The 18,143-nt window shown below is 46.7% G+C and carries 27 protein-coding genes; 4 read left to right on the forward strand and 23 right to left on the reverse strand.

Translation table 11 applies throughout. From position 1 onward, the window contains the following. Positions 1 to 234: 234 nt before the first annotated feature. The 8 genes from QUB68_RS25695 to QUB68_RS25730 form a co-directional block, all read right to left on the reverse strand. Entirely contained in the window at positions 235 to 714 is a 480-nt protein-coding gene (locus QUB68_RS25695) for a DUF433 domain-containing protein (RefSeq protein WP_332997748.1), read from the reverse strand. A gap of 147 nt (positions 715 to 861) precedes the next feature. After that, positions 862 to 1,209: a DUF5615 family PIN-like protein gene (locus tag QUB68_RS25700; RefSeq protein WP_332997749.1), complete on the reverse strand. Its 348-nt coding sequence runs from the start codon at positions 1,207 to 1,209 to the stop codon at positions 862 to 864. Next, complete coding sequence (locus QUB68_RS25705; protein ID WP_332997750.1) at positions 1,210 to 1,527, reverse strand: DUF433 domain-containing protein; 318 nt, start codon at positions 1,525 to 1,527, stop codon at positions 1,210 to 1,212. It lies immediately after the preceding gene. Between the two features lie 85 nt (positions 1,528 to 1,612). Then, a complete protein-coding gene (locus tag QUB68_RS25710; protein WP_332997751.1) occupies positions 1,613 to 1,957 on the reverse strand; it encodes an aspartyl protease in 345 nt (114 codons plus the stop codon). Positions 1,958 to 1,978: 21 nt separating this feature from the next. Beyond that, positions 1,979 to 2,296 carry a hypothetical protein gene (locus tag QUB68_RS25715; RefSeq protein WP_332997752.1) on the reverse strand — a complete coding sequence of 106 codons (318 nt, stop codon included), beginning with the start codon at positions 2,294 to 2,296 and terminating at the stop codon, positions 1,979 to 1,981. Between the two features lie 71 nt (positions 2,297 to 2,367). Continuing rightward, on the reverse strand, positions 2,368 to 2,610 hold the full coding sequence (locus QUB68_RS25720; RefSeq protein ID WP_332997753.1) for a hypothetical protein: 243 nt from the start codon (positions 2,608 to 2,610) through the stop codon (positions 2,368 to 2,370). A 139-nt stretch (positions 2,611 to 2,749) separates the two neighbouring features. Further along, positions 2,750 to 2,971 carry a helix-turn-helix domain-containing protein gene (locus QUB68_RS25725; protein WP_332997754.1) on the reverse strand — a complete coding sequence of 74 codons (222 nt, stop codon included), beginning with the start codon at positions 2,969 to 2,971 and terminating at the stop codon, positions 2,750 to 2,752. 67 nt (positions 2,972 to 3,038) lie between these two features. Beyond that, complete coding sequence (locus tag QUB68_RS25730; protein ID WP_332997755.1) at positions 3,039 to 3,257, reverse strand: helix-turn-helix domain-containing protein; 219 nt, start codon at positions 3,255 to 3,257, stop codon at positions 3,039 to 3,041. Positions 3,258 to 3,479: 222 nt separating this feature from the next. On the opposite strand from QUB68_RS25730, the gene QUB68_RS25735 reads away from it, so the two are divergent. After that, on the forward strand, positions 3,480 to 3,713 hold the full coding sequence (locus QUB68_RS25735; protein ID WP_332997756.1) for a hypothetical protein: 234 nt from the start codon (positions 3,480 to 3,482) through the stop codon (positions 3,711 to 3,713). 139 nt (positions 3,714 to 3,852) lie between these two features. Here the strand turns inward: QUB68_RS25735 and QUB68_RS25740 are convergent, their stop codons facing one another. The 9 genes from QUB68_RS25740 to QUB68_RS25780 all read right to left on the reverse strand — a co-directional run bounded on the left by QUB68_RS25740 (position 3,853) and on the right by QUB68_RS25780 (position 10,443). Beyond that, a complete protein-coding gene (locus QUB68_RS25740) occupies positions 3,853 to 4,848 on the reverse strand; it encodes a CHAD domain-containing protein (protein WP_332997848.1) in 996 nt (331 codons plus the stop codon). A 367-nt stretch (positions 4,849 to 5,215) separates the two neighbouring features. Then, positions 5,216 to 5,554 (reverse strand): cytochrome c6 PetJ, encoded by a 339-nt coding sequence (gene petJ, locus QUB68_RS25745; protein WP_332997849.1) that lies wholly within the window; start codon positions 5,552 to 5,554, stop codon positions 5,216 to 5,218. Between the two features lie 127 nt (positions 5,555 to 5,681). Then, the gene (gene psbV2, locus QUB68_RS25750) at positions 5,682 to 6,182 is read right to left on the reverse strand and encodes a photosystem II cytochrome PsbV2 (RefSeq protein ID WP_332997757.1); all 501 of its coding nucleotides are present in this window, start codon (positions 6,180 to 6,182) and stop codon (positions 5,682 to 5,684) included. Positions 6,183 to 6,329: 147 nt separating this feature from the next. Further along, a complete protein-coding gene (gene psbV / locus QUB68_RS25755; RefSeq protein ID WP_332997758.1) occupies positions 6,330 to 6,818 on the reverse strand; it encodes a photosystem II cytochrome c-550 in 489 nt (162 codons plus the stop codon). A gap of 149 nt (positions 6,819 to 6,967) precedes the next feature. After that, positions 6,968 to 7,159 (reverse strand): translation initiation factor IF-2, encoded by a 192-nt coding sequence (locus tag QUB68_RS25760; RefSeq protein WP_106150505.1) that lies wholly within the window; start codon positions 7,157 to 7,159, stop codon positions 6,968 to 6,970. A gap of 470 nt (positions 7,160 to 7,629) precedes the next feature. Continuing rightward, entirely contained in the window at positions 7,630 to 8,586 is a 957-nt protein-coding gene (gene accD / locus QUB68_RS25765) for an acetyl-CoA carboxylase, carboxyltransferase subunit beta (RefSeq protein ID WP_332997759.1), read from the reverse strand. Between the two features lie 238 nt (positions 8,587 to 8,824). Continuing rightward, the gene (locus QUB68_RS25770) at positions 8,825 to 9,046 is read right to left on the reverse strand and encodes a hypothetical protein (RefSeq protein WP_332997760.1); all 222 of its coding nucleotides are present in this window, start codon (positions 9,044 to 9,046) and stop codon (positions 8,825 to 8,827) included. A gap of 63 nt (positions 9,047 to 9,109) precedes the next feature. Beyond that, entirely contained in the window at positions 9,110 to 9,940 is an 831-nt protein-coding gene (locus QUB68_RS25775; RefSeq protein ID WP_332997761.1) for a prepilin peptidase, read from the reverse strand. 242 nt (positions 9,941 to 10,182) lie between these two features. After that, positions 10,183 to 10,443 (reverse strand): hypothetical protein, encoded by a 261-nt coding sequence (locus QUB68_RS25780; protein ID WP_332997762.1) that lies wholly within the window; start codon positions 10,441 to 10,443, stop codon positions 10,183 to 10,185. A gap of 87 nt (positions 10,444 to 10,530) precedes the next feature. Between QUB68_RS25780 and QUB68_RS25785 the strand changes: the two genes are divergently transcribed. Next, on the forward strand, positions 10,531 to 12,108 hold the full coding sequence (locus QUB68_RS25785) for an adenylate/guanylate cyclase domain-containing protein (protein WP_332997763.1): 1,578 nt from the start codon (positions 10,531 to 10,533) through the stop codon (positions 12,106 to 12,108). A gap of 32 nt (positions 12,109 to 12,140) precedes the next feature. On the opposite strand, the gene QUB68_RS25790 is transcribed toward QUB68_RS25785, so the two are convergent. The 5 genes from QUB68_RS25790 to QUB68_RS25810 form a co-directional block, all read right to left on the reverse strand. Continuing rightward, positions 12,141 to 12,383 (reverse strand): YgiT-type zinc finger protein, encoded by a 243-nt coding sequence (locus QUB68_RS25790; RefSeq protein ID WP_332997764.1) that lies wholly within the window; start codon positions 12,381 to 12,383, stop codon positions 12,141 to 12,143. 79 nt (positions 12,384 to 12,462) lie between these two features. Further along, positions 12,463 to 12,684: a DUF4258 domain-containing protein gene (locus tag QUB68_RS25795; RefSeq protein WP_332997765.1), complete on the reverse strand. Its 222-nt coding sequence runs from the start codon at positions 12,682 to 12,684 to the stop codon at positions 12,463 to 12,465. 291 nt (positions 12,685 to 12,975) lie between these two features. Continuing rightward, complete coding sequence (locus tag QUB68_RS25800; protein WP_332997766.1) at positions 12,976 to 14,043, reverse strand: tetratricopeptide repeat protein; 1,068 nt, start codon at positions 14,041 to 14,043, stop codon at positions 12,976 to 12,978. Positions 14,044 to 14,123: 80 nt separating this feature from the next. Further along, positions 14,124 to 14,429, reverse strand: a complete 306-nt coding sequence (locus QUB68_RS25805) for a hypothetical protein (protein WP_332997767.1) — start codon at positions 14,427 to 14,429, stop codon at positions 14,124 to 14,126. 108 nt (positions 14,430 to 14,537) lie between these two features. After that, positions 14,538 to 14,828: a hypothetical protein gene (locus tag QUB68_RS25810; protein WP_332997768.1), complete on the reverse strand. Its 291-nt coding sequence runs from the start codon at positions 14,826 to 14,828 to the stop codon at positions 14,538 to 14,540. 261 nt (positions 14,829 to 15,089) lie between these two features. Between QUB68_RS25810 and QUB68_RS25815 the strand changes: the two genes are divergently transcribed. Further along, positions 15,090 to 16,043: a LysR family transcriptional regulator gene (locus tag QUB68_RS25815; RefSeq protein ID WP_332997769.1), complete on the forward strand. Its 954-nt coding sequence runs from the start codon at positions 15,090 to 15,092 to the stop codon at positions 16,041 to 16,043. Between the two features lie 124 nt (positions 16,044 to 16,167). On the opposite strand, the gene ispD is transcribed toward QUB68_RS25815, so the two are convergent. After that, positions 16,168 to 16,851, reverse strand: coding sequence for a 2-C-methyl-D-erythritol 4-phosphate cytidylyltransferase (gene ispD, locus QUB68_RS25820; RefSeq protein ID WP_332997770.1), 684 nt, complete (start codon positions 16,849 to 16,851; stop codon positions 16,168 to 16,170). 170 nt (positions 16,852 to 17,021) lie between these two features. On the opposite strand from ispD, the gene QUB68_RS25825 reads away from it, so the two are divergent. Then, positions 17,022 to 17,984, forward strand: coding sequence for a glycosyltransferase family 9 protein (locus QUB68_RS25825; RefSeq protein ID WP_332997850.1), 963 nt, complete (start codon positions 17,022 to 17,024; stop codon positions 17,982 to 17,984). Positions 17,985 to 18,143 lie beyond the last annotated feature (159 nt).

Genomic DNA, 18,143 nt, shown 5'->3' on the forward strand with positions numbered 1-18,143 from the left:
TTTAACTGGCATTACTTTGAATTAAGTATAACTGTAGTATTATATACCCAATGCAATTTAGATGTCAAACAGCTTAAACATCTTCTTCCCAATAAACGATTGCTGTAAAGATACGAGGCATATTTTTTGCAATACCTACTTAGTTCTCACTCTAATCCTTATTTTAGCACATCGGGCGATCGCCCTTTCATTAACTACCGATACTCAACTACCAATGCGATCGCTATTGCAATGTCATCCATAGTAGTAGTCGAAACTTCTTTGTAATTCTTGCCATTCTGTATCTTCCTGGTAATGACTTAACATCACCTCAGCCTGTTCTGCTAAAATGCGCCGTCTCTCTTCAATGGGCAATTTCATAAACTCCCGACGGCTGGGATATTGAGCAACTGAAGGCATTTCTAAAACTTCACCATCAGATTGTATTTGTGTTTGAGACTGATACAGTGCTTCTATGCGATCGCCTTCTGCTACTTCCGCCACAATCTCAGCATCAATTTCATCTCGGTTAGCATGGTAATAAGTCAAAGCTGCATAGACTTGAGTTAGAGTTAAATGCCCGATGCGAGAGGCAATTTCTTCTGCGGTCAAACTTTGCTTGTACCAAATAGCAATGCGACGGACTGTAACACCCGTTCCGGCAATAATTGGACAGCCTCCATGTATGTCAGGATGACGGCTAATGAGAGTGCCAATATCGGTGATGGTTGACAAGATTTTTTCCTCGCCAATTTCTGATTGTGCTCTAATCTAGGATAGCACTGTCAGCTCAAGTGCGATCGCCCTTTCATTCCTGAAGTGCGATCGCCCTTCCTATCCTAAAGCGCGATCGCCCTTTTTTCATAACCCATGAATATTACCTTAAAATGGCAAATACTCAACAGTCTTAGCCCACTCCTCTACATCAGATCCCAGAGCAATTAGTTCTAAATCTTTAACAAACTGTCCAATAGTTCCTCCCATTTGGTGTCCAAATATCAAACCCGCAAACAGTTTCCCTTGATTCTGCCAATTTTCAGCCATCGCTTTGAAACGGATGTCCTGCGTGAACAATACTCGACCCAGTACACCAACACGTTCCAGCAGTGCATCGTCCGTTAAAGTCGCTGCGCCGTCTTCAATAGCTGTTAGCACGTCCACTCCGCGACGACGCAGTTGTTCGGTAATTGCCTGGGGTACATGAACGTCCATGTAAAGCGGTACTGACATTTACAACAGCCCTTTTGCTTGCATTCGTACCCAAAAAGCCGATCGCACTTTTTGAGATTTTGCTTGTTCCGCTTCCCCCCACTCCCTGCGAATTTCGCCGTCTATCTCCTCTTGGTGGTCAAAATAATACGCCATTGCTGCATGAGCTTCCGCCATCATCAAATATGAGTGCTGACGGCACATTTCTTCAACTGACCACCCGTAAGCCAAATAGTCCATCACAATTTGAGCAATCCGCACTCGCGGTATCCGTTGCAGCCGTGCAGGTTCCCCTACACCTGGTTTTTCAATATGAGGATAAATGACTTGTAAAGTCATAATATTTTTTAAGCATTTTTACTGCAACTATGATAACATTTTTCCATCGCCCTTGCTTTCCTAAAGCGCGATCGCACTTCTATCTCTACCCCAGTGTCAACACTCCCGTCCCAAAATCAACAGCCAACGGCAGCAGTTTCAACCACTGCAAACCCAGAATAGATTCAGGAATTCCATCCCCTACCAACACAGGAATTACATACTCCTCTCCATCCACTACAGCTTTTCCCTCATAAATATCAAAATACTCCTCACCGCGCGCCGTCAGCATCAGCCGTTCACTTTCAATCATCACCCACCCCAAACTCAGACAATCTTGAGTATCCAAGGCTAACCAACCCGTTGTAAATCCAGTATCTAATAACACTTCAATAGGGAATCTTTCATCATCAGCAGCAACTAAATCAATTTCAAAAAAGAGCTTCCCCAATCTCCCCAAACCTGCCATCAATCATAAAGTGCCACAAGCCCCAGTCTCATTGATGCGATGAATGCCAATCATCCCGTGCGGGTACTTTTCACGAGCTTTTTGAACTGCGATTTTTTCATCAGGATCGATGAAATAGTCTCCACTTTTTGGCTCAATAACCATAAACCAGTTGTAATGCTCATCTATTAGTTCAAGTCTAACCCTTGCAAAAACCTCTCGATAACGCTGACAGCGGGCATCTTTTTCAGCTTTCCGTCTAGCCAACTCCTCTGGCGGTATCGTAAATTCAGGAAATAACCTACCTCGACGGCGAGGGCGACTTGATGTTGCTTGAGTCATGGCTTGAATTCCATTTTCAACTATCTGCAAGTATATCCTAAGTCTTGGCTGCAAAAGAGCGATCGCCCTGACTAATTTCTGACCTCTTGATATAAACCATCTGAGGGTACAGGTTTAGCTATCTCAGGCATATTACCCTCCTTAATAGCCTTCATCAAATCTTCGCGTAGCGCTTCTAAAAAATAGCAATCATTGCCCATATCCGATACTTCATCATCATCCAACTCTTCATCTTTCAAACTTTCTTGATATGCCTCGATCCCAAACTCCAGAGCTTCAATAATAAATTGTACATCCTTAAAAGATAGAATCATCAGAACTCCATTTTTAATATTTATAGTTACTTGCCACTATGCTAACCCAGTGAGCAGGCTTGTTTCGATCGCACTTATCCTCTGTACCTTAGCCGATCGCCAAGTACGCGGGAGCGAAGCTATCCCGTAGGGAATCGCCCTAATCGATCGGGCTATCCTCCTCATACACCATCAAATCTCCCGGCTGACAGTTTAATGCTTTGCATAGAGCATCGAGAGTTGCTTCGTCAATTCTCGTCAGCCGGCGACGAGTTTTGATTTTAGAAACAGAAGTTGGGTGCATCCCAATTAAAGCAGCCAATTCTTTATTACTGATATCGCGCTCTGCCATCACAACTGCCAATTTCCAACGGATAACCACTGCTGATTCTCAACTACTAGCCTGGACTTTGCAAGCTGATGTTAGCATCCTGCAACATTATATTATTTTAGGCGATCGGGCTGTCCTCCTCATACACCATTAAATCGCCCGGTTGGCAGTTTAGCGCTTTGCACAGAGCATTAAGAGTTGATTCGTCAATTCTCGTGAGGCGGCGACGGGTTTTGAGTCTCGAAAACGAAGTTGGGTGCATCCCAACCAAAGCAGCCAACTCTTTGTTGGTGATATTACGCTCGGCCATTACAACTGCCAATTTCCAACGAATCACTGTTGATGCTCAATTACTAGCCAGGACTTTGCAAGCTGATGTTACCATCCTGCAACCCTCACTATCCTTTAATTAACCGCTACGGTAACTTTTTTGTTGTTGGCAGTTGACTAAACTGAGAGAATGAACTATACTCGGAATGTACAAACTGAAAAGCGATCGCCCCCTGTCTGCAAAACTTAAGAGCGATCGCCTGTCCACTATTCGTGTAATTCAAACTCTATGATATCACCACCAAAGTCAGTTCCAGAACTGCTCCGCGAAGAAACTCCCGACGTACCGCAAGGTAAACAACCCATCCGGTTGCTGATTTGCGGGATTCCCAAAGGCGTAGACAGCATCGTCAATCTGCTGCACGTCTTAGGTTTTGCCCAAGTTGGGGAATGGAGCCCGCCTTTGCCATCGCCGATCGCAGGTGAGATAATTCGGATCTTAACCCGTTACTGGAAAGAATAATCTTTGAGGTCGATCGCCCTTTCTTTAGAATACCGGGCGGTTGAAATTACCTTATTCTCTTGAGTCCGCGGAGGCGGACATTGTTTTTGTAGACGCGGTTTCAACCGTACGTCCCATCTTCGTTTTTGTAGACGCGGTTTCAACCGCCGTCTACATCTACAGGATTAATTAAAGTCGATCGCAAACCTTCTCGAACTTCCGATTTCAAATACTTGCGCTGCAAAACCTGCCATTTTTGCCAAGCCCCGTAGCGATTCTCTGCCAACAAACCAGCCAGTTTCGGCAACTCTTTTTGCAAATCGCTTCCCACAAAATCTGTCATAAATTCCGCTAAAACTTCACAGTCTTGAATATCGCCCAAACATTCCTGAACAGCTTTCACATCTTCGACATAAGCTTCATACGTCTCGCCGTAAAAATCGCCAAACAGATTCATCAAATAGCGAACCCGCTTAGCTTGCTTCCGCAAATCGTGCAGAATAGTTCCCTCCGCTGCTAGCTTTTCTTCCACAGCCGACTCATTCAAATCATCAGCAACTTTAACTTTGCCATCGGCATATTCCGTGCCCAGCAGCCAAGCCGGATGCAGGAAAAACTCGCTGACTTGAGGTAACAGCAAATCCGGCAAAACCTCAGCAATTGGCAAATGTTCGATCGCCCGAAACTGCGGTTTGTCCAGCCAATTCTCGATCGACTGCTTCAGCGACAGGTAACTTTTGTGCTCTAAAACAGCCCTCACCCCTTTCAAAGCGCGGCGTCGCTGTTTGAGCAAATTCAACAAAGCCTCATCCAAAACTTCCTGTTCGTGGGCCGGCAAATTCGGGTAATAGCGGTTTTGGAGACTTTCGAGCATCACATCCAAATCCCTGAGCGTTCCCAGAATCCGCCCCACCTTACCAATTTTGCGTTCAGAAGCCTCTTTTGGCAAGTCTAAAACCGGAGCAAAACCCGTTACAGCCGATCGCAAACGCCGCATTCCGACTCGCATTTGATGAAGTTCTTCTGCATCTTTATCTTTAAGAACTTCAGACTCGTGCTCTACAGTTTTGCGGAAATATTTCTCAATCGCGTCAGAGGCCGCGTCTCCGAGAGTTTTAACTGGAGTTTTAACTTTTGTTGATGTTTTTACGTTCATGGCAGGTGTAGAGTCCACTTTCCCGATCGACTTTAATTTTGATTTCAAGATTTTTCTAATAAGGTGTTATATCCTAGCACACACTTTTACTTATGAACCGCAGTCAAAATAAATCTTAATATAAGCTGTTTGACAATTTATACAAAGTCAGCATTTAGCAATTCTTTAATCTCAAATCTCAAATCTCAAATAAAATTCCCTCCCTCGCCCTTGGGCAAATAAAAATCGGATTTCTGGCGCGCTTGCCCAAATAGGTTAAGATCGCTGCAAACCGACATTTATTCGCCAAAGAGAGAGAGAGGGTGCGATCGGGAAGACAAGTTTTAAATTAAATCAAGTCCAGCTTGTCCGACTTTCAAGAGGCAGTTTAGCCTTTCCAGTCTTTCTCAGATTGTTCGAGCACGTAGGTTGCGACATCCTCGATTTGTTCGGGCTTCAAGCGAGTGCCGAAAGCAGGCATAGCATTTTTGCCTTTAGTTACCTGAGTGGTGATAGCTTCCAGAGAATTCATGCCGTACTTCTCAAGAGCACCCTTTTTCAAGGTTTTCATTGCCATCACTACGTTGCCGCCACCGATGTGACAAGCAGAACAGTTGGCGCTAAAGAGTTTAGCTCCGTTAGCAGCATCGCCTGCCAATGCAGGGCGGCCGAAGCCGACAGTAAAAATTGCGAACGCTAACAGAGCGATCGATAAGAGTCTTTTCAACATAGTTCTCCTCTAATGGACACCGTTCACGGTGGTTCTTTAGTTATTTTACCTGTTTAATCAGGCGCAAACACGTAGTCGCGATCGCGATTTTCCGAGTAATCTACCACTTTGTCGCAGAGCCAGTTCAACTCTCAAAATTATCCACGCCCCAGCCCGGAGCTTTCTGAGCCGCCCGAATCACAAAAGCAGACAAATTTTCAATTTCAGCCTGCTGCATCCAGCTTTCCGGCACTTGGCGGCACCAAAAAGTTTCTTCACTGCCGTCATAAGTCATCGGTTGTCTCAGATACGACACCAAACTATTGATGCTGGTGCGCGGAGGCGTTGCCCCTGACAGAGCAGTCAAAGACAAGGATATCGTCGGATCAGGCAAAGTTGCTCCCCCGACATGACAGTTGAGGCAGTTTTGCTCAAACAACCGCTTGCCTGCGGAAAAATTCTCAGCCGAAAATAACCGAGTGTGTCCCTCGGCGTCCAATTCCAGTGCTACAGGTTCGCTGACTTTTAAATAGCGAGTCACATAAGAATCGGCAGCAGCCAAGACAGGTTGAGGTGCCAGCAGCACCAGCGGCAAAATAATTAAAATTCCCAACAGAAACGAGACAAAAACACCACGACGCAACATGAGAGACTACAACCTTTTGCGATATTAATTGAGTAGGACATAAATTTTAGATTTCAGATTTTAGAGCGGAAAACGACCAGCCAGCAATCCTTGCCAAAGCCCAGCCTTCTCCCAATCCAAAATCTAAAATCTAAAATTTAAAACGGATTAGCGAGCGCCTTTACCGCCAGCCCACTGAGTGCCGACAATTTTCGGCTGCAACAGAATGTGACCGCCAATCGCGTACAAATCCTCATCCGAGAGATTTCTCATCTCAGCAAAAATATCCGCGCTCTTCATGCTCGGATGCAGCTCGGAAATTTCTTCAAAGCCGTCATAAGTCGTGGGATTTTTCATATAATCAACCAGCGACTCAATATTATTGCGGGGTGGGTTTGCTAAAGCCAGAGTTTCGGGACTCAAATTGACGTTCGGGTCAGTTTTTGTCATTCCCGCACCGTGACATTGAGCGCAAGTCGAGTTAAACAGGCGTTTGCCTTGCTGAACTTGTTTGAGGCTCAGCACCACTGGAGTGCCTTTGTCATTCAAAGTTACAGTGCGAAGTTCAGGACTGAGTTCGACAGCCATCGCGCTGCTGACAAATAACTGAAATGTCAAGAATACAGCGGTCAGAGCAATGAAATATCTTTTAAGCATGGTTCTCCTTAAAAAAATCCGGCAAATTATTGAACGCTAAGAGAGCATAACTGGCAAACAGATTTCTGTTCAAAATTTTCTCCTGCTGCGACAACTGGCGACAGTTTGTGCAGCCATACCTTTAAAGGTAGAGGAATTTTGCGATCGATCTAATCTGCAATCCGTTTTGAGTCGCGCCTTTTTTCGAGAGTGGACATAATTGCCTTAACATCCTCCAGAGCCAAACGGGTTTGAGGGTGCTTGTAGGCAATTTCCAACTCGTCGCACAAGCGGAGCACGTCTTCAACAGGGACATTGAAGTCCTCTGCTATTTCTGCGATGGATAGGTCTGCAAAACCCATAATTTTTAGGTTGCTGACTGGTCAAAATTGAGTTGACGGCTATTGACTGAAAGCTGGACAATTTAACAAAGCGCTGTTAGCTTATTTTGTGAGTTTGTTCTGAGATGTTGTTCTATCGCAGCTAACTAAACGCTAACTACAACTAAGCATTTTTGCTCACCCAAATTTCACAGCCCATAAACTTCCAACCAATATCATCCCATTGCCGCGTCTTTATTATCAATAGGACTGGGGCGCGCGCGGCTCAAAACCCCGTATCTGCGTGCATTTCTCGCTACTAAACTTCATATTTTTCTAAGAAACTGGGTATTTTTGGTAATTTTCCCAGAAAAATTTCGTTTCTGGCGGACTCACCAACAGACAATCAAGCGATTTTAGATTTGAGATTTACTCCACAGATCCCATCTGGGGCTTAAACAAAAGTCTAAAATTTTTCGTCCTCGACGACAAGAGTCATCGGGCGCGACAGCCTAGGGAGACAGCTTGAAAGCGTGAGCCTGCGGGGGTTCTACGTGGTGGGCCGCGATATCGGCATCGTGGGCGGAGAATTCCGAGTTTGCCAAGAAGGGCTGGGGCTGGTGGAGACTGATAAGTTGGGCGAGAGTTTTCTTTAAGTGAGTCCGAGGTACGATCAAGTCTACAAAACCGTGGGCGAAGGAGTATTCGGAAGTTTGATAATTTTCCGGCAGCTTTTCCCGCAGTGTTTGCTCGATTACTCGGCCGCCAGTAAAGGCTACAGTCGCTTTTGGCTCTGCAATAATCACGTCTCCCAGCATGGCAAAACTGGCCGTGACGCCGCCGGTAGTCGGGTGGGTCAAAATTGGGATGTAAAGCAGTCTCGCTTCCCGATGGCGCTCCAGAGCCCCGGAAATCTTGGCCATTTGCATCAGGCTGAGCATACCTTCTTGCATTCTCGCGCCGCCGGAAGCGCAGACAATCATCACGGGTAAACGTTCCCGCGTGGCGTGTTCGATGAGGCGGGTCAATTTTTCTCCGACAACTGAGCCCATGCTGCCGCCGATAAACTGAAATTCCATGACTCCGAGGGCGACGGGCAAATTTTCGAGTTTGCCGATGCCTGTTTCTACGGCGTCTAGGTGGCCTGTTTTTTCTTGAAATTCGCGGAGTCGATCGCTATATTTTTTGCGATCGCGAAATTTCAGGGGATCTGTGGCGTGCAGTTTTTCGTTAATTGGTACCCAGGTATTGGGATCGATCAACTGCTCGATGCGATCGTCGCTGTAAACTCTGATATGATGCCCGCATTCCAAGCAAACCATTTGATTTGCTCGCAGGTCTTTGGTATAACTCAGGGCATCGCAAGCTGGGCATTTACTCCAAAGTCCGTCCGCGATTTCTCGTTCCGGTCGTTCTTGGGAGTTGGGTACTGATTTTCGGCGATTTGCAAACCAATCAAATAGAGACATTAAAACTTAGGAATTGGTAATTGGTAGTTGGTAATTGGGAATTGGGAATTGGGAATTGGTAATTGGTAATTGTTAGTTGTCAATTGCCAGTTGTCATATCAAATCCGGTTACATGGGAATTATACTCTCTTTGCGCCACATCGCGAGCGCCCCGCTCCGAAAATCATTATTCCGATGCTCATGTCAACGATATCATTTATCTACTAATGACTATTGACTAATGACTAATGACTAATAACTAATCATCAGATTCAGGCTCATCTTCAACTGGACTGATGAGCAGCGATGCAGTTTGCTGGTGTTCTGGAAGAACTTGCAGAGCTGTAGCACTTCCTGCCCCCAAATAAGATGCTATACCCAAGTCTACAATCCGAGCCGGAATTTGATGAGCAGCCAGGAGCTGCTGCATTAATTCGGCTTCCCAACGAAAGCTAGTGGTTTTAAGTGTAATCCAAGACACGGGACAATTTTACCAATTTTTGAACAGATATTATGAAGTTCGATCGCGCTTTTTACCCGCAGATCACAAACCCAAATTCGGGAAAAATAAATGCGAGTAAGTAGATAAGATCGCTTCCCCCCACAGAGCCGCAATTGCTGCACCCAGAGCCAGACACGGCCCGAAGGGCATGGGTTGACGCCGATCGAGCAATCCCAGGGCGATCGCCCCGCCGCCAGCAACAGCCCCGACTACACAGGCGATAAATCCCGCTATCAGCAAGAGTTTCCAGCCCAGCCAAGCTCCCATCAACGCGCCTAATTTGACATCTCCCACCCCGAGAGCATTCTGCCCGAAGCCGAGAGCTCCTGCAAGTCCGATCGCGTCAAACAGCCACAACCCGACAACTGCTCCCAGAATTCCGTCTAATACCAGATAGTGCACGGAGTCGATCGGGCTAAACGTCGGCCACCAACCCTTAGCCACTTGGAAAACCAATCCCACCACCAAGCCCGATCGAGTTAAAGAATTAGGCAAAGTCATTGTATCGTAATCAATCAAAGACAAAGCCAACAGCCAGCTAAACAAAACCCACAAACCCAGAGTTTGCACACTCACCCCAAACTGCCAGAAGATCAGCAAAAATAGCAAACCCGTAGCTGCTTCTACGAGCGGATAGCGGGCAGAAATCCGACTGTGGCAGTGATTGCAGCGTCCCCGCAGCCACAGCCAACCGAACACGGGTACATTTTCGTACAATCTGAGTTGATTTAAACATTTGGGACAGCGGGAAGGAGGGTTAATCACCGATAAACCCGCAGGTAACCGATAGATTACCACATTGAGAAAGCTGCCGATCGCTGAACCGAAAACAAATACAATGACATAAACAATAGAATTAAAAATTATTTCCATTAATTTGACTGTTTTCTGTTGACTGTTTTCTGTTGATGAATTGTTAGATTGTATTCTGTCAATTATCCATAAGGTTTGTGGTGAGGACTTTAGTCATTTTCAAATTCCGAGGACTAAAATCCTCAATACAAACCCAAGTATTCGCCTCCTAGTCGAAGAGCATTGGCGATTAGAACCAACCAATAACCAATAACTAATAACTAATAACTAATAACTAATAACCAATAACCAATAACCAATAACTAATACATTTGAGATTCAATTTCATCAAAAGTAACAAAACGTTCACCGGGCAACAAAACGGGCTGGGAAGCAAAAATTAGCTGACCTCGATCGCTTCGGTGACTGACAACTACACCAGTCGGATGCTGCATCTGCTCGGAATGCACATTCAGATAAATACTATATGCCGATCGAGCAGCTCGGATCAAATCGGGAGCTAGCAAGCTTTGACTTTCGGAAATTGCGATCGTGGGTTCTGGGTTGGGCTGGTATCGAGTCACTGGAAACTTATCATAATACTATGGGTCTAGCTGTTGTTGTTGCCTCTAGATCGATCGAACTGACCTTATTTTTTAAGAATGGACTAGGTGGAAATTAATAATAGATTAACCTACAATCCTCCCTTAGCTGCGATCGAGCTGCGACTGCGAGCGCTGCTTTCCGCCCAACTGTACGCTGCGGCATGGGTAGATCCGTCCCCCGCCACACTCATGGGGGTTTTCGAGCACCTGCGTACTCTCCGCTACATCCTCCACGACTATGTGCCCAGACCCGTGTCCGAATCTCCGCCCCAGCCGGGGGAGGTGCGCTACCAGTGGCAAACAGGAACTTTGCTGTTCACGGATTTGGCAGGGTTTACGTCGCTGTTGGAAGCGAACGCAGCCCAGGGGGGCAAGGGCGCCCAAACGCTGCTGGGGGTGATTAACGACTATTTTGCCTCAATGATCGAAATTGTCAGCAAATCGGGAGGGGATTTGCTGGAGTTTACAGGAGATGCGCTGCTGGTGCAGTTTTTGGCTGGGAAGCACGAACAGGATACAGCCAGGGCGGTGCGGGCGGGTTTGCGGATGCAGCGGGCGATGGCTAAATTTGCGAATATTGAAACGGCGCGGGGTGTTTTGTCTTTGAGGATGCGGGTGGGTATCCACTGCGGCCGCTACATTAGTGCTGATATCGGTACGCCGCTGCGGATGGCCCACGTACTGCTGGGGCAGTCAGTGCAGCAAGCCAAGCAGGCTGAGGGTTCTGGGACTGTGGGGCGGGTGTGTTTGACTGAAACTGCTAGTTTGGCTTTGGGAGAGCAATTTCGCTTTGAACCGGGGAAACCGGGTTATTTGTTGGTGGCTGATGATTTCACGGACGATCGCCTCGGAGAGTATGATATTACTTTGACTGGGCGACGGATGCCAAGTTCGGTATTGCTCGATCGCAGCGTTTCAGGTTTGGTCAGCGAAATCGAGGAAGCGGTGAAGCGGCTTGAACCCCTTGCTAGTTATATTCCCAAAACAATTCTGAGACTACTGGTTGAAAATGCTGACAGGCGGAAAATCCCGCCAGATTTTCCTGAACCGACGGTGATGTTTGTCAACTTGATTGGTTTACCGAAGTTGGTGGACAAAGCAACGCCAGCCGAAGAAGCCCGCCTGGTACTCGGCTGTTCTCGCGTTTTTGCGCTAATTGATGCTGTGGTGTCTGCGAAAGGGGGCGTGCTGCAAAAAGTAACGGCACACTTGGACGGTTCGGATATGCTAATTTATTTTGGTGTCCCGGACGTTCACACGGATGACCCCAGTCGCGCTGCTAGTGCGGCGATTGCAATTCGAGATATTATTGCAGCTTTGCCTCCAGTAATTATCGGGGGTGAAGAGGTGAAAGTAAGCTGTCAAATTGGGCTGTGTCTGGGGCCGGTGTTTGCTGCTGAGGTTGGAGAACCGCGCGGGCGCAGGGAGTTTAATATCCTCGGCGATACGGTGAATACGGCTGCTAGGTTGATGAGCAAGGCGGCGGAAAACGAAATTTTGATTGGTCAAACGGTGTTTGAGTCGATCGGGCTAAACTTCGATTGCGAGGATTTGGGAGCTGTTTCTCTCAAGGGCAAATCTGCTCTGACTCCGGTTTTTGCTTTGCACGGTTCAAAGGTGGAGAGGGCAAAAGGGAGTGTTTAAATAACTTTTGTGGGCAAAAGAAGTGCCGCCCTTTATGCTGATTCTAGATGACTAACCGGAATTTGTTCGGTTCTTTCAGGCAATCTCGCCCCAGTTGCAACGGCATGAACCGCATGAAGAATATCGGCACAATAGTATCGATTGCCGCAGTTATCGCAAACACCGATAGTCACATCTTCAAGAATTACAAATCCATTTTTATGTTTGAATGCCTCGCGCTTGACAGTGCGGGGTTGAACGGTTCCTTCGCAATACTCACATCTGTATCGATACATAGGATTAGGCCTCAAGTTCAGTGACTTCATAAACCGTGATGATTAGATAACGTCCGTTACTAGCGAAACGTCCAACCACTCAAACAGGTGTTTGTCTATCCAGTGCAGTCCCCACTACTACATATTTTGTACCTCTGGGGTCGTCTTTTTCAACCCGGATAATCTGACCGTTGAGAACCGCCTCTTCCACATCCAAGATGGTCAGCAAATCCTCAGCCATTTCTTCCATTGCGTGGGCTGACATATCGTACTGGCGGAGGCGAATTTTCTCTCTGATACGGTCAATATCGTTGCGAGGCACTGGCTGATTAATGTTACATCTAGGCCATACCAAATGATACCATTTTAAATTGAAGAATTGGGAATGACTGATGCCATCAGGATTTGGAACTTGCCTACAATTGCCTTCTTTTTTTTAACGGACATCACTCTGAAACCCGCTCCATCACTCCACCGATTGCAGCCGCCACTTTGTACCCAATCCGATTCTAACGCCCCTGAAGATTTTTTACTCTTATTTTTAGCAACACAGGATGCAAACAGTGACAGATTACTGCCAAACTGCCGCCAAAGTCGATCGGCATAACTGCCATTATGGCGGCACAATCTGCCCCGACGACAATCGCTTAATCCCCTCCATCGCCGTAGTTTCTCCAGCTTTGTCACCACTTTCGCGAGCCATTATCAAAGCTCTGTCATAGGATTCGAGAGCTTTAGGATATTGACGGAGACTTTCATAAATCGAACCCATATTGTTGAGCAAGCGTCCAATACTTGTCTTGTCGCCAATTGCTTCCAACATCGGTATCGCCTGCTGAAAATAGATCAGCGCTTGAGTATCTTTCCCCTGTTTGCGAGAGGTAAGTGCCATATTGTTCAGGAGGCGGCCAACCCCAGCCCTGTCTCCAATTTCCCGGCGAATTGCTAAAGCTTGGTGGTAAAATTCCATCGCTCTGTTAAAGTCGCCGATGTTGTAATATACGCCGCCCATGTTATTGAGAGTACGGCCTAAATCGCGCCGATCGCCCTCTTTGGTGCGAATCGTCCGCGCTTGCTGGTAAAATTCGATCGCCTTAGCGTAATTTGCCTGTTCTGCGTACACAGCCGCGATGTTGTGAAAAGATTCCGCTATTTCAATTTGGTCATTGGCAGTTTTGGCAAGTTCCAAAGCTTCTTGGTGCAGTTTCATCGCTTCGTCAAAATTGTCCGCAACCCGGTTGACGAAACCAATGAGATTGAGAGTGCGCGCGATACGAGCCCCTTCGCCGATTTCGCGGTGAATGACTAAAGCTTGCCGCAAAACTTCCAAAGCTTTGGGGCGCAAACCCATTTCGGCATAAACTTCCCCGATATTGTTGAGGGTTTCTCCGATTCCCGGTTTGTCGCTTAGTTGCTTGCGAATTGCCAAAACTTGCTCAAATGTTTGGATGGCTTCTCGAAACAAACCCTCGCGGTGCTGTTTTACTCCTGTTTCCAAGAGTTTGTCAGCTTGCGTTTTGGGGTCTGTTGCTTGAGCACGATCGTCGATCGCTTGGATCAGCCTAGCATCTATAATTGGGGCAAAGGCTTTCGCATCTGAAATTGCCAGCAAGCTGAGTGCGGGCGATAAGACAATACTTATAGCTGCGACATAGCTGAAGCGGTAAGAGCGGCAGTACACCGATCGAGTCCTCCAATAGCCAAGTTATAACTATTAAGATAGAGCTTTTTGGGGTATTCCTGCCGAATTTTTGTGAATTACTAGGTTCTGGCTGGGCTTTTCTCTTGCCAAACTGCCAGAATCAGCGGCATATTGTTGAGAGCGGAGATGACAGCAAAGTTTTTGCTCAGTGGAAGCGATGCTTTTTCAGCGCTTTGCAAGATGATGTCCTGTTTGTCAAGTGTGATCCAAGCAATTCCTGACAAGACTTGAACTTCTCGATGAGTTTGAGGCAACCTGTACACCTCGTTTTTCATGAGGATTATGCGATCCTCTTCGTTGATGAGCCTCCCGTAGGGGCGGTCTCCGCTAACGGGCGCTGCACATTCGGAATGTATTTGAAGCATAGCATCTCCTTGGAAATTAACCATCAAAAATCCACAAATTCTCCCCAAAATTTCCTAGGGGCGGGCCTCCACACAACCAAAAATCTCAATCAACCTTTGTCGTAGCTATTAGCAATAACGCCGATCGATCCAAGCGCGCATTTCATCCTCCGTCGCAGCGCTCTTAGAGCGACCAGTCGCCCGATCGCAACCATGCCAGTAAGTGTTACCATTGCGATCGCACGTCTGCCAAATTCTGACCTCGTTCTCGCCAGATATGGCAGCCAGCAAACCTTGCCAAACTTGATTCATAGCTGAAAAGATCGATCGCCTTTTCTGTCTTTTGGCATCTTTAGCTCGTTCACCAATCGAAACAACTCTCGTTTTTTCGGGATACCGCAGATTTTCGTAAGTAGACATAACAAATACCTTCAAATTCTCAATTAAACAAAAATTGCATCATGAAAAATCCCAGCTAAAAAGCAGCAATAACTTGCTCGCGATTACAGCACTTTTTTATCGTTATGCAATTTCTGGGAAACTAAATCTCTTAGTTGATAAATTAACCATAACTCTTGGCAAAACAACAATCAAATCATTACTTGCATAGGTTGTATGAATAAAATCGATAGATAAACAAAGCTCGTCTGTGACAATCTAGACATTACTGGCACAAACGCTATGAATGAAATCAACACGCGGCGGATGAAACTCTCTCAGATTCAGGCTTTGATAGCAGTAGCAGACTGTGAAAACTTTAGCGTGGCGGCTTTGCAAATGGAACTGTCGCAATCAGCAGTCAGCCACGCCATCGCCTGTTTAGAAACAGAATTGGGAGTGCAATTGTTCCACCGAGGGCGACACGGTGCTCAACTCACGCCGGTGGGGGAAAGGGTACTGCTTCACGGGCGTCAAATTGTGCGATCGTTAGAAATGATGGTCAAAGAAGCCGATTTAGAAAAAGGTTTGCAGGGAGGCCAAGTGCGGATAGTCACGTTTCGCAGCGTTGCAACTCATATCCTACCGGGTATTATTGCTGAATTTCGCGATCGCTTTCCCAAAATTGCCGTCAGCATTGCCGAAGTTTATTATACCCAAGCTGTGGAAGAAGCTTTGCGATCGGGCAAAGCAGACATCGGCTTTGTCTCTCTTCCCATCTCCGATGAATTTGAAACTAGAGTAATTTTGCGGGATAAATATGTTGTATTGCTGCCGCCAACTGCCGAATTATCAAGTGCTAAAATTACCTGGGAAGTATTAGCAAAATATCCGCTGATTTTGCAGCCGCCGGAAACTGCTTGTTCTATACCGCTTCGCAAATATTTAACAACTTCGGAGTTTCCCTTAAATATCGCTTACGAACTCAGCGAAGATTCAACTATTGTCAGTATGGTGATGCAAGGTTTGGGCGCAGCAATTCTGCCGCGTTTGGCGGCGGAACCGATACCTGCTGAGGTGAAAGTTTGCGGTTTACCAGTTGATTTTGAAAGGGTAATTGGGGTGGCTATTTTGAGGGATGCGCTGTTAATTCCTGCCGTGTTTGCATTTTTGGATGTAGTTACAAGTGCGGCCGAGGTTGAGAATACGGCGGTTGAAACCCTTTCTATACAGACAAAACCTGCCTCCGCAGGTTGAAGATAATTCGGCGGTTGAAACCGCTTCTTGTCAGACAAAACCTGCCTCCGCAGGTTGAAGATAATTCGGCGGTTGAAACCGCTTCTTGTCAGACAAAACCTGAGGAGTGCAGGTTGAAAATGATTTATCCGAATCTTCCCCGCAAAATGAATTCAGCTACGCTCAAATCAACGGGCGTTGTGACTTTCAAATTCGTCTCTTCTCCCTCCACAATTTGCACTGCTAAACCACATTTTTCAAACAAAGCCGCATCATCTGTAACTTCCCAACCTTTCTGTCGCCCTTGTTCGTGACACTGCTTTAACAATTTCACTTCAAATCCTTGGGGAGTCTGGGCAGCCCACAAATTGCGCCTGTCCGGCGTGTCTCGCACGATCCTAGACTCGTCTACCACCTTAATCGTATCCTTGACCGGGACGGCGACAATCAAGCCGGGACAGCTTAAGAGAGCTTCGGAAGATCGATCGAACAATTCAGCAGTTGCCAAACACCTCGCGCCGTCGTGAATCAACACTCGATCGGCATTTGGCGGCAAAGCCTGCAAACCGTTGTAAACTGACTCTTGCCTGGTAGCGCCTCCTGGAATCAGTTCCACGGGCTTCACCAAACCTAAATCGCTGATAATTGCCCGAAAATCAGCAAAATCCCCAGGCTGGCCCATAATCCCAATCCAGCTAATCCGCTGCGAAGCTTCAGCAGCAGCCAAAGTCCAACTCAGCAAAGGTTTAGAGAGCAAAGTCAGCAGCAATTTGTTTCGCTGACTCCCCATCCGTCGCCCCGAACCCGCCGCCGCAATTAATAAGTGCATTAACTAACCCTTCTTCGCCCAACTAGGTATATATTAAGAGCGTCCTGTAATTTTCAGTCAGTTGTTTTGCTGTCAGCCAGTAGCTTTTAAATTCTAAAAATACTACAATCTGATAGCTGAAAGCCGATCGCTGAAAGCTACCTCGATAGATAAAAGCCCGATCGTTTATGATGCGAATACTAGCACTTGTCCCTGGCGGGATTGGCGACCAAATTTTATTTTTCCCCACCCTCGATGACCTCAAACAGTCTTATCCAGACGCTCAAATTGATGTCATCGTGGAACCGAGGGCGAAGGGCGCTTACCGAGTCTGCAAGTCCGTCAAAGAAGTCTTGACGTACAATTTCAAAGACCGCAACGCGATGGCAGATTGGGGCAATTTACTGGGCGTAATTCGCGATCGCGAATACGAAGTAGTTGTTTCCCTCGGCCAGCGGTGGACTGTCGGACTTTTGCTGTGGCTGACAGGCATTCCCCAGAGAGTCGGCTATTCGGGAACCAACGGCGCTCGATTTCTCACCGATGCCGTACCTCTGAAAACAGACCAGTATGCAGCCTCAATGTACCACGATTTGTTGCAAGGATTCAACATTCACAATCCTTGTCCGGCGATCGCAATTAATGTACCAAAACAAGACATTCAGTGGGCGGAAGCCGAACAGCAGCGGCTGGGAATCAAAGACAGCGGTTACATTCTAATTCACGGCGGTTCCAGTCAATTAGCTGTGTCTAAAGGTATTGACAAAATTTACCCTATAGACAACTGGAAACAAATCATCGAAGACTGTCAGCAGCGACAGCCGAATTTGCCCGTCGTTGTGGTGAAAGGCCCTGAAGATGAAGCTTTGGTGAGCAAGTTAGTTCAGTTATGTCCGAAGGTGAAAGTGATCTCGCCGGAGGATGTCGGCAAGTTGGCAGCTACCATTGCTGCTGCTAATTTGATGATGTGTACCGATAGCGCGCCGATGCACTTGGCTGTAGCGGTTCAAACTTATACAATAGCTTTGTTCGGCCCGACTGACCCGGCAAAATTGCTGCCCAAGAGCGATCGATTTTTGGGCATCAAATCTCCTACTGGCAAAATGGCCGACATTTCTCCTCAAGAGGTTTTGAAGAAGGTTTGGGGCGGCTAGCTTTGTTGAATAAGAGGGCGGGTTTTGTTTAAGAAGAGGGCGGGTTTTGTACAGAAATCATCTGTTATCTGCAATGTTTTCGGGCTAAACCCGCCCCTACAATCTAATTATATGAAATTTAGATTATGCCCGATTAAGTAGGTAATCGCAACAAAAACA

The organism is Microcoleus sp. A006_D1, assembly GCF_036702805.1.
Taxonomy (GTDB): domain Bacteria; phylum Cyanobacteriota; class Cyanobacteriia; order Cyanobacteriales; family Microcoleaceae; genus Microcoleus.

What these genes read in the sequence shown, in the direction of transcription:
- QUB68_RS25700 (WP_332997749.1), bottom strand. Translation starts at nt 1,209, where the DNA reads ATGTCAGTACCGCTTTACATGGACGTTCATGTACCCCAGGCAATTACC.
- QUB68_RS25705 (WP_332997750.1), bottom strand. Translation starts at nt 1,527, where the DNA reads ATGACTTTACAAGTCATTTATCCTCATATTGAAAAACCAGGTGTAGGG.
- QUB68_RS25715 (WP_332997752.1), bottom strand. Translation starts at nt 2,296, where the DNA reads ATGACTCAAGCAACATCAAGTCGCCCTCGCCGTCGAGGTAGGTTATTT.
- QUB68_RS25720 (WP_332997753.1), bottom strand. Translation starts at nt 2,610, where the DNA reads ATGATTCTATCTTTTAAGGATGTACAATTTATTATTGAAGCTCTGGAG.
- QUB68_RS25735 (WP_332997756.1), top strand. Translation starts at nt 3,480, where the DNA reads ATGATATCACCACCAAAGTCAGTTCCAGAACTGCTCCGCGAAGAAACT.
- QUB68_RS25740 (WP_332997848.1), bottom strand. Translation starts at nt 4,848, where the DNA reads ATGAACGTAAAAACATCAACAAAAGTTAAAACTCCAGTTAAAACTCTC.
- psbV2 (WP_332997757.1), bottom strand. Translation starts at nt 6,182, where the DNA reads ATGTTGCGTCGTGGTGTTTTTGTCTCGTTTCTGTTGGGAATTTTAATT.
- psbV (WP_332997758.1), bottom strand. Translation starts at nt 6,818, where the DNA reads ATGCTTAAAAGATATTTCATTGCTCTGACCGCTGTATTCTTGACATTT.
- QUB68_RS25760 (WP_106150505.1), bottom strand. Translation starts at nt 7,159, where the DNA reads ATGGGTTTTGCAGACCTATCCATCGCAGAAATAGCAGAGGACTTCAAT.
- accD (WP_332997759.1), bottom strand. Translation starts at nt 8,586, where the DNA reads ATGTCTCTATTTGATTGGTTTGCAAATCGCCGAAAATCAGTACCCAAC.
- QUB68_RS25775 (WP_332997761.1), bottom strand. Translation starts at nt 9,940, where the DNA reads ATGGAAATAATTTTTAATTCTATTGTTTATGTCATTGTATTTGTTTTC.
- QUB68_RS25790 (WP_332997764.1), bottom strand. Translation starts at nt 12,383, where the DNA reads ATGTATCGATACAGATGTGAGTATTGCGAAGGAACCGTTCAACCCCGC.
- QUB68_RS25805 (WP_332997767.1), bottom strand. Translation starts at nt 14,429, where the DNA reads ATGCTTCAAATACATTCCGAATGTGCAGCGCCCGTTAGCGGAGACCGC.
- QUB68_RS25810 (WP_332997768.1), bottom strand. Translation starts at nt 14,828, where the DNA reads ATGTCTACTTACGAAAATCTGCGGTATCCCGAAAAAACGAGAGTTGTT.
- QUB68_RS25815 (WP_332997769.1), top strand. Translation starts at nt 15,090, where the DNA reads ATGAATGAAATCAACACGCGGCGGATGAAACTCTCTCAGATTCAGGCT.
- ispD (WP_332997770.1), bottom strand. Translation starts at nt 16,851, where the DNA reads ATGCACTTATTAATTGCGGCGGCGGGTTCGGGGCGACGGATGGGGAGT.
- QUB68_RS25825 (WP_332997850.1), top strand. Translation starts at nt 17,022, where the DNA reads ATGCGAATACTAGCACTTGTCCCTGGCGGGATTGGCGACCAAATTTTA.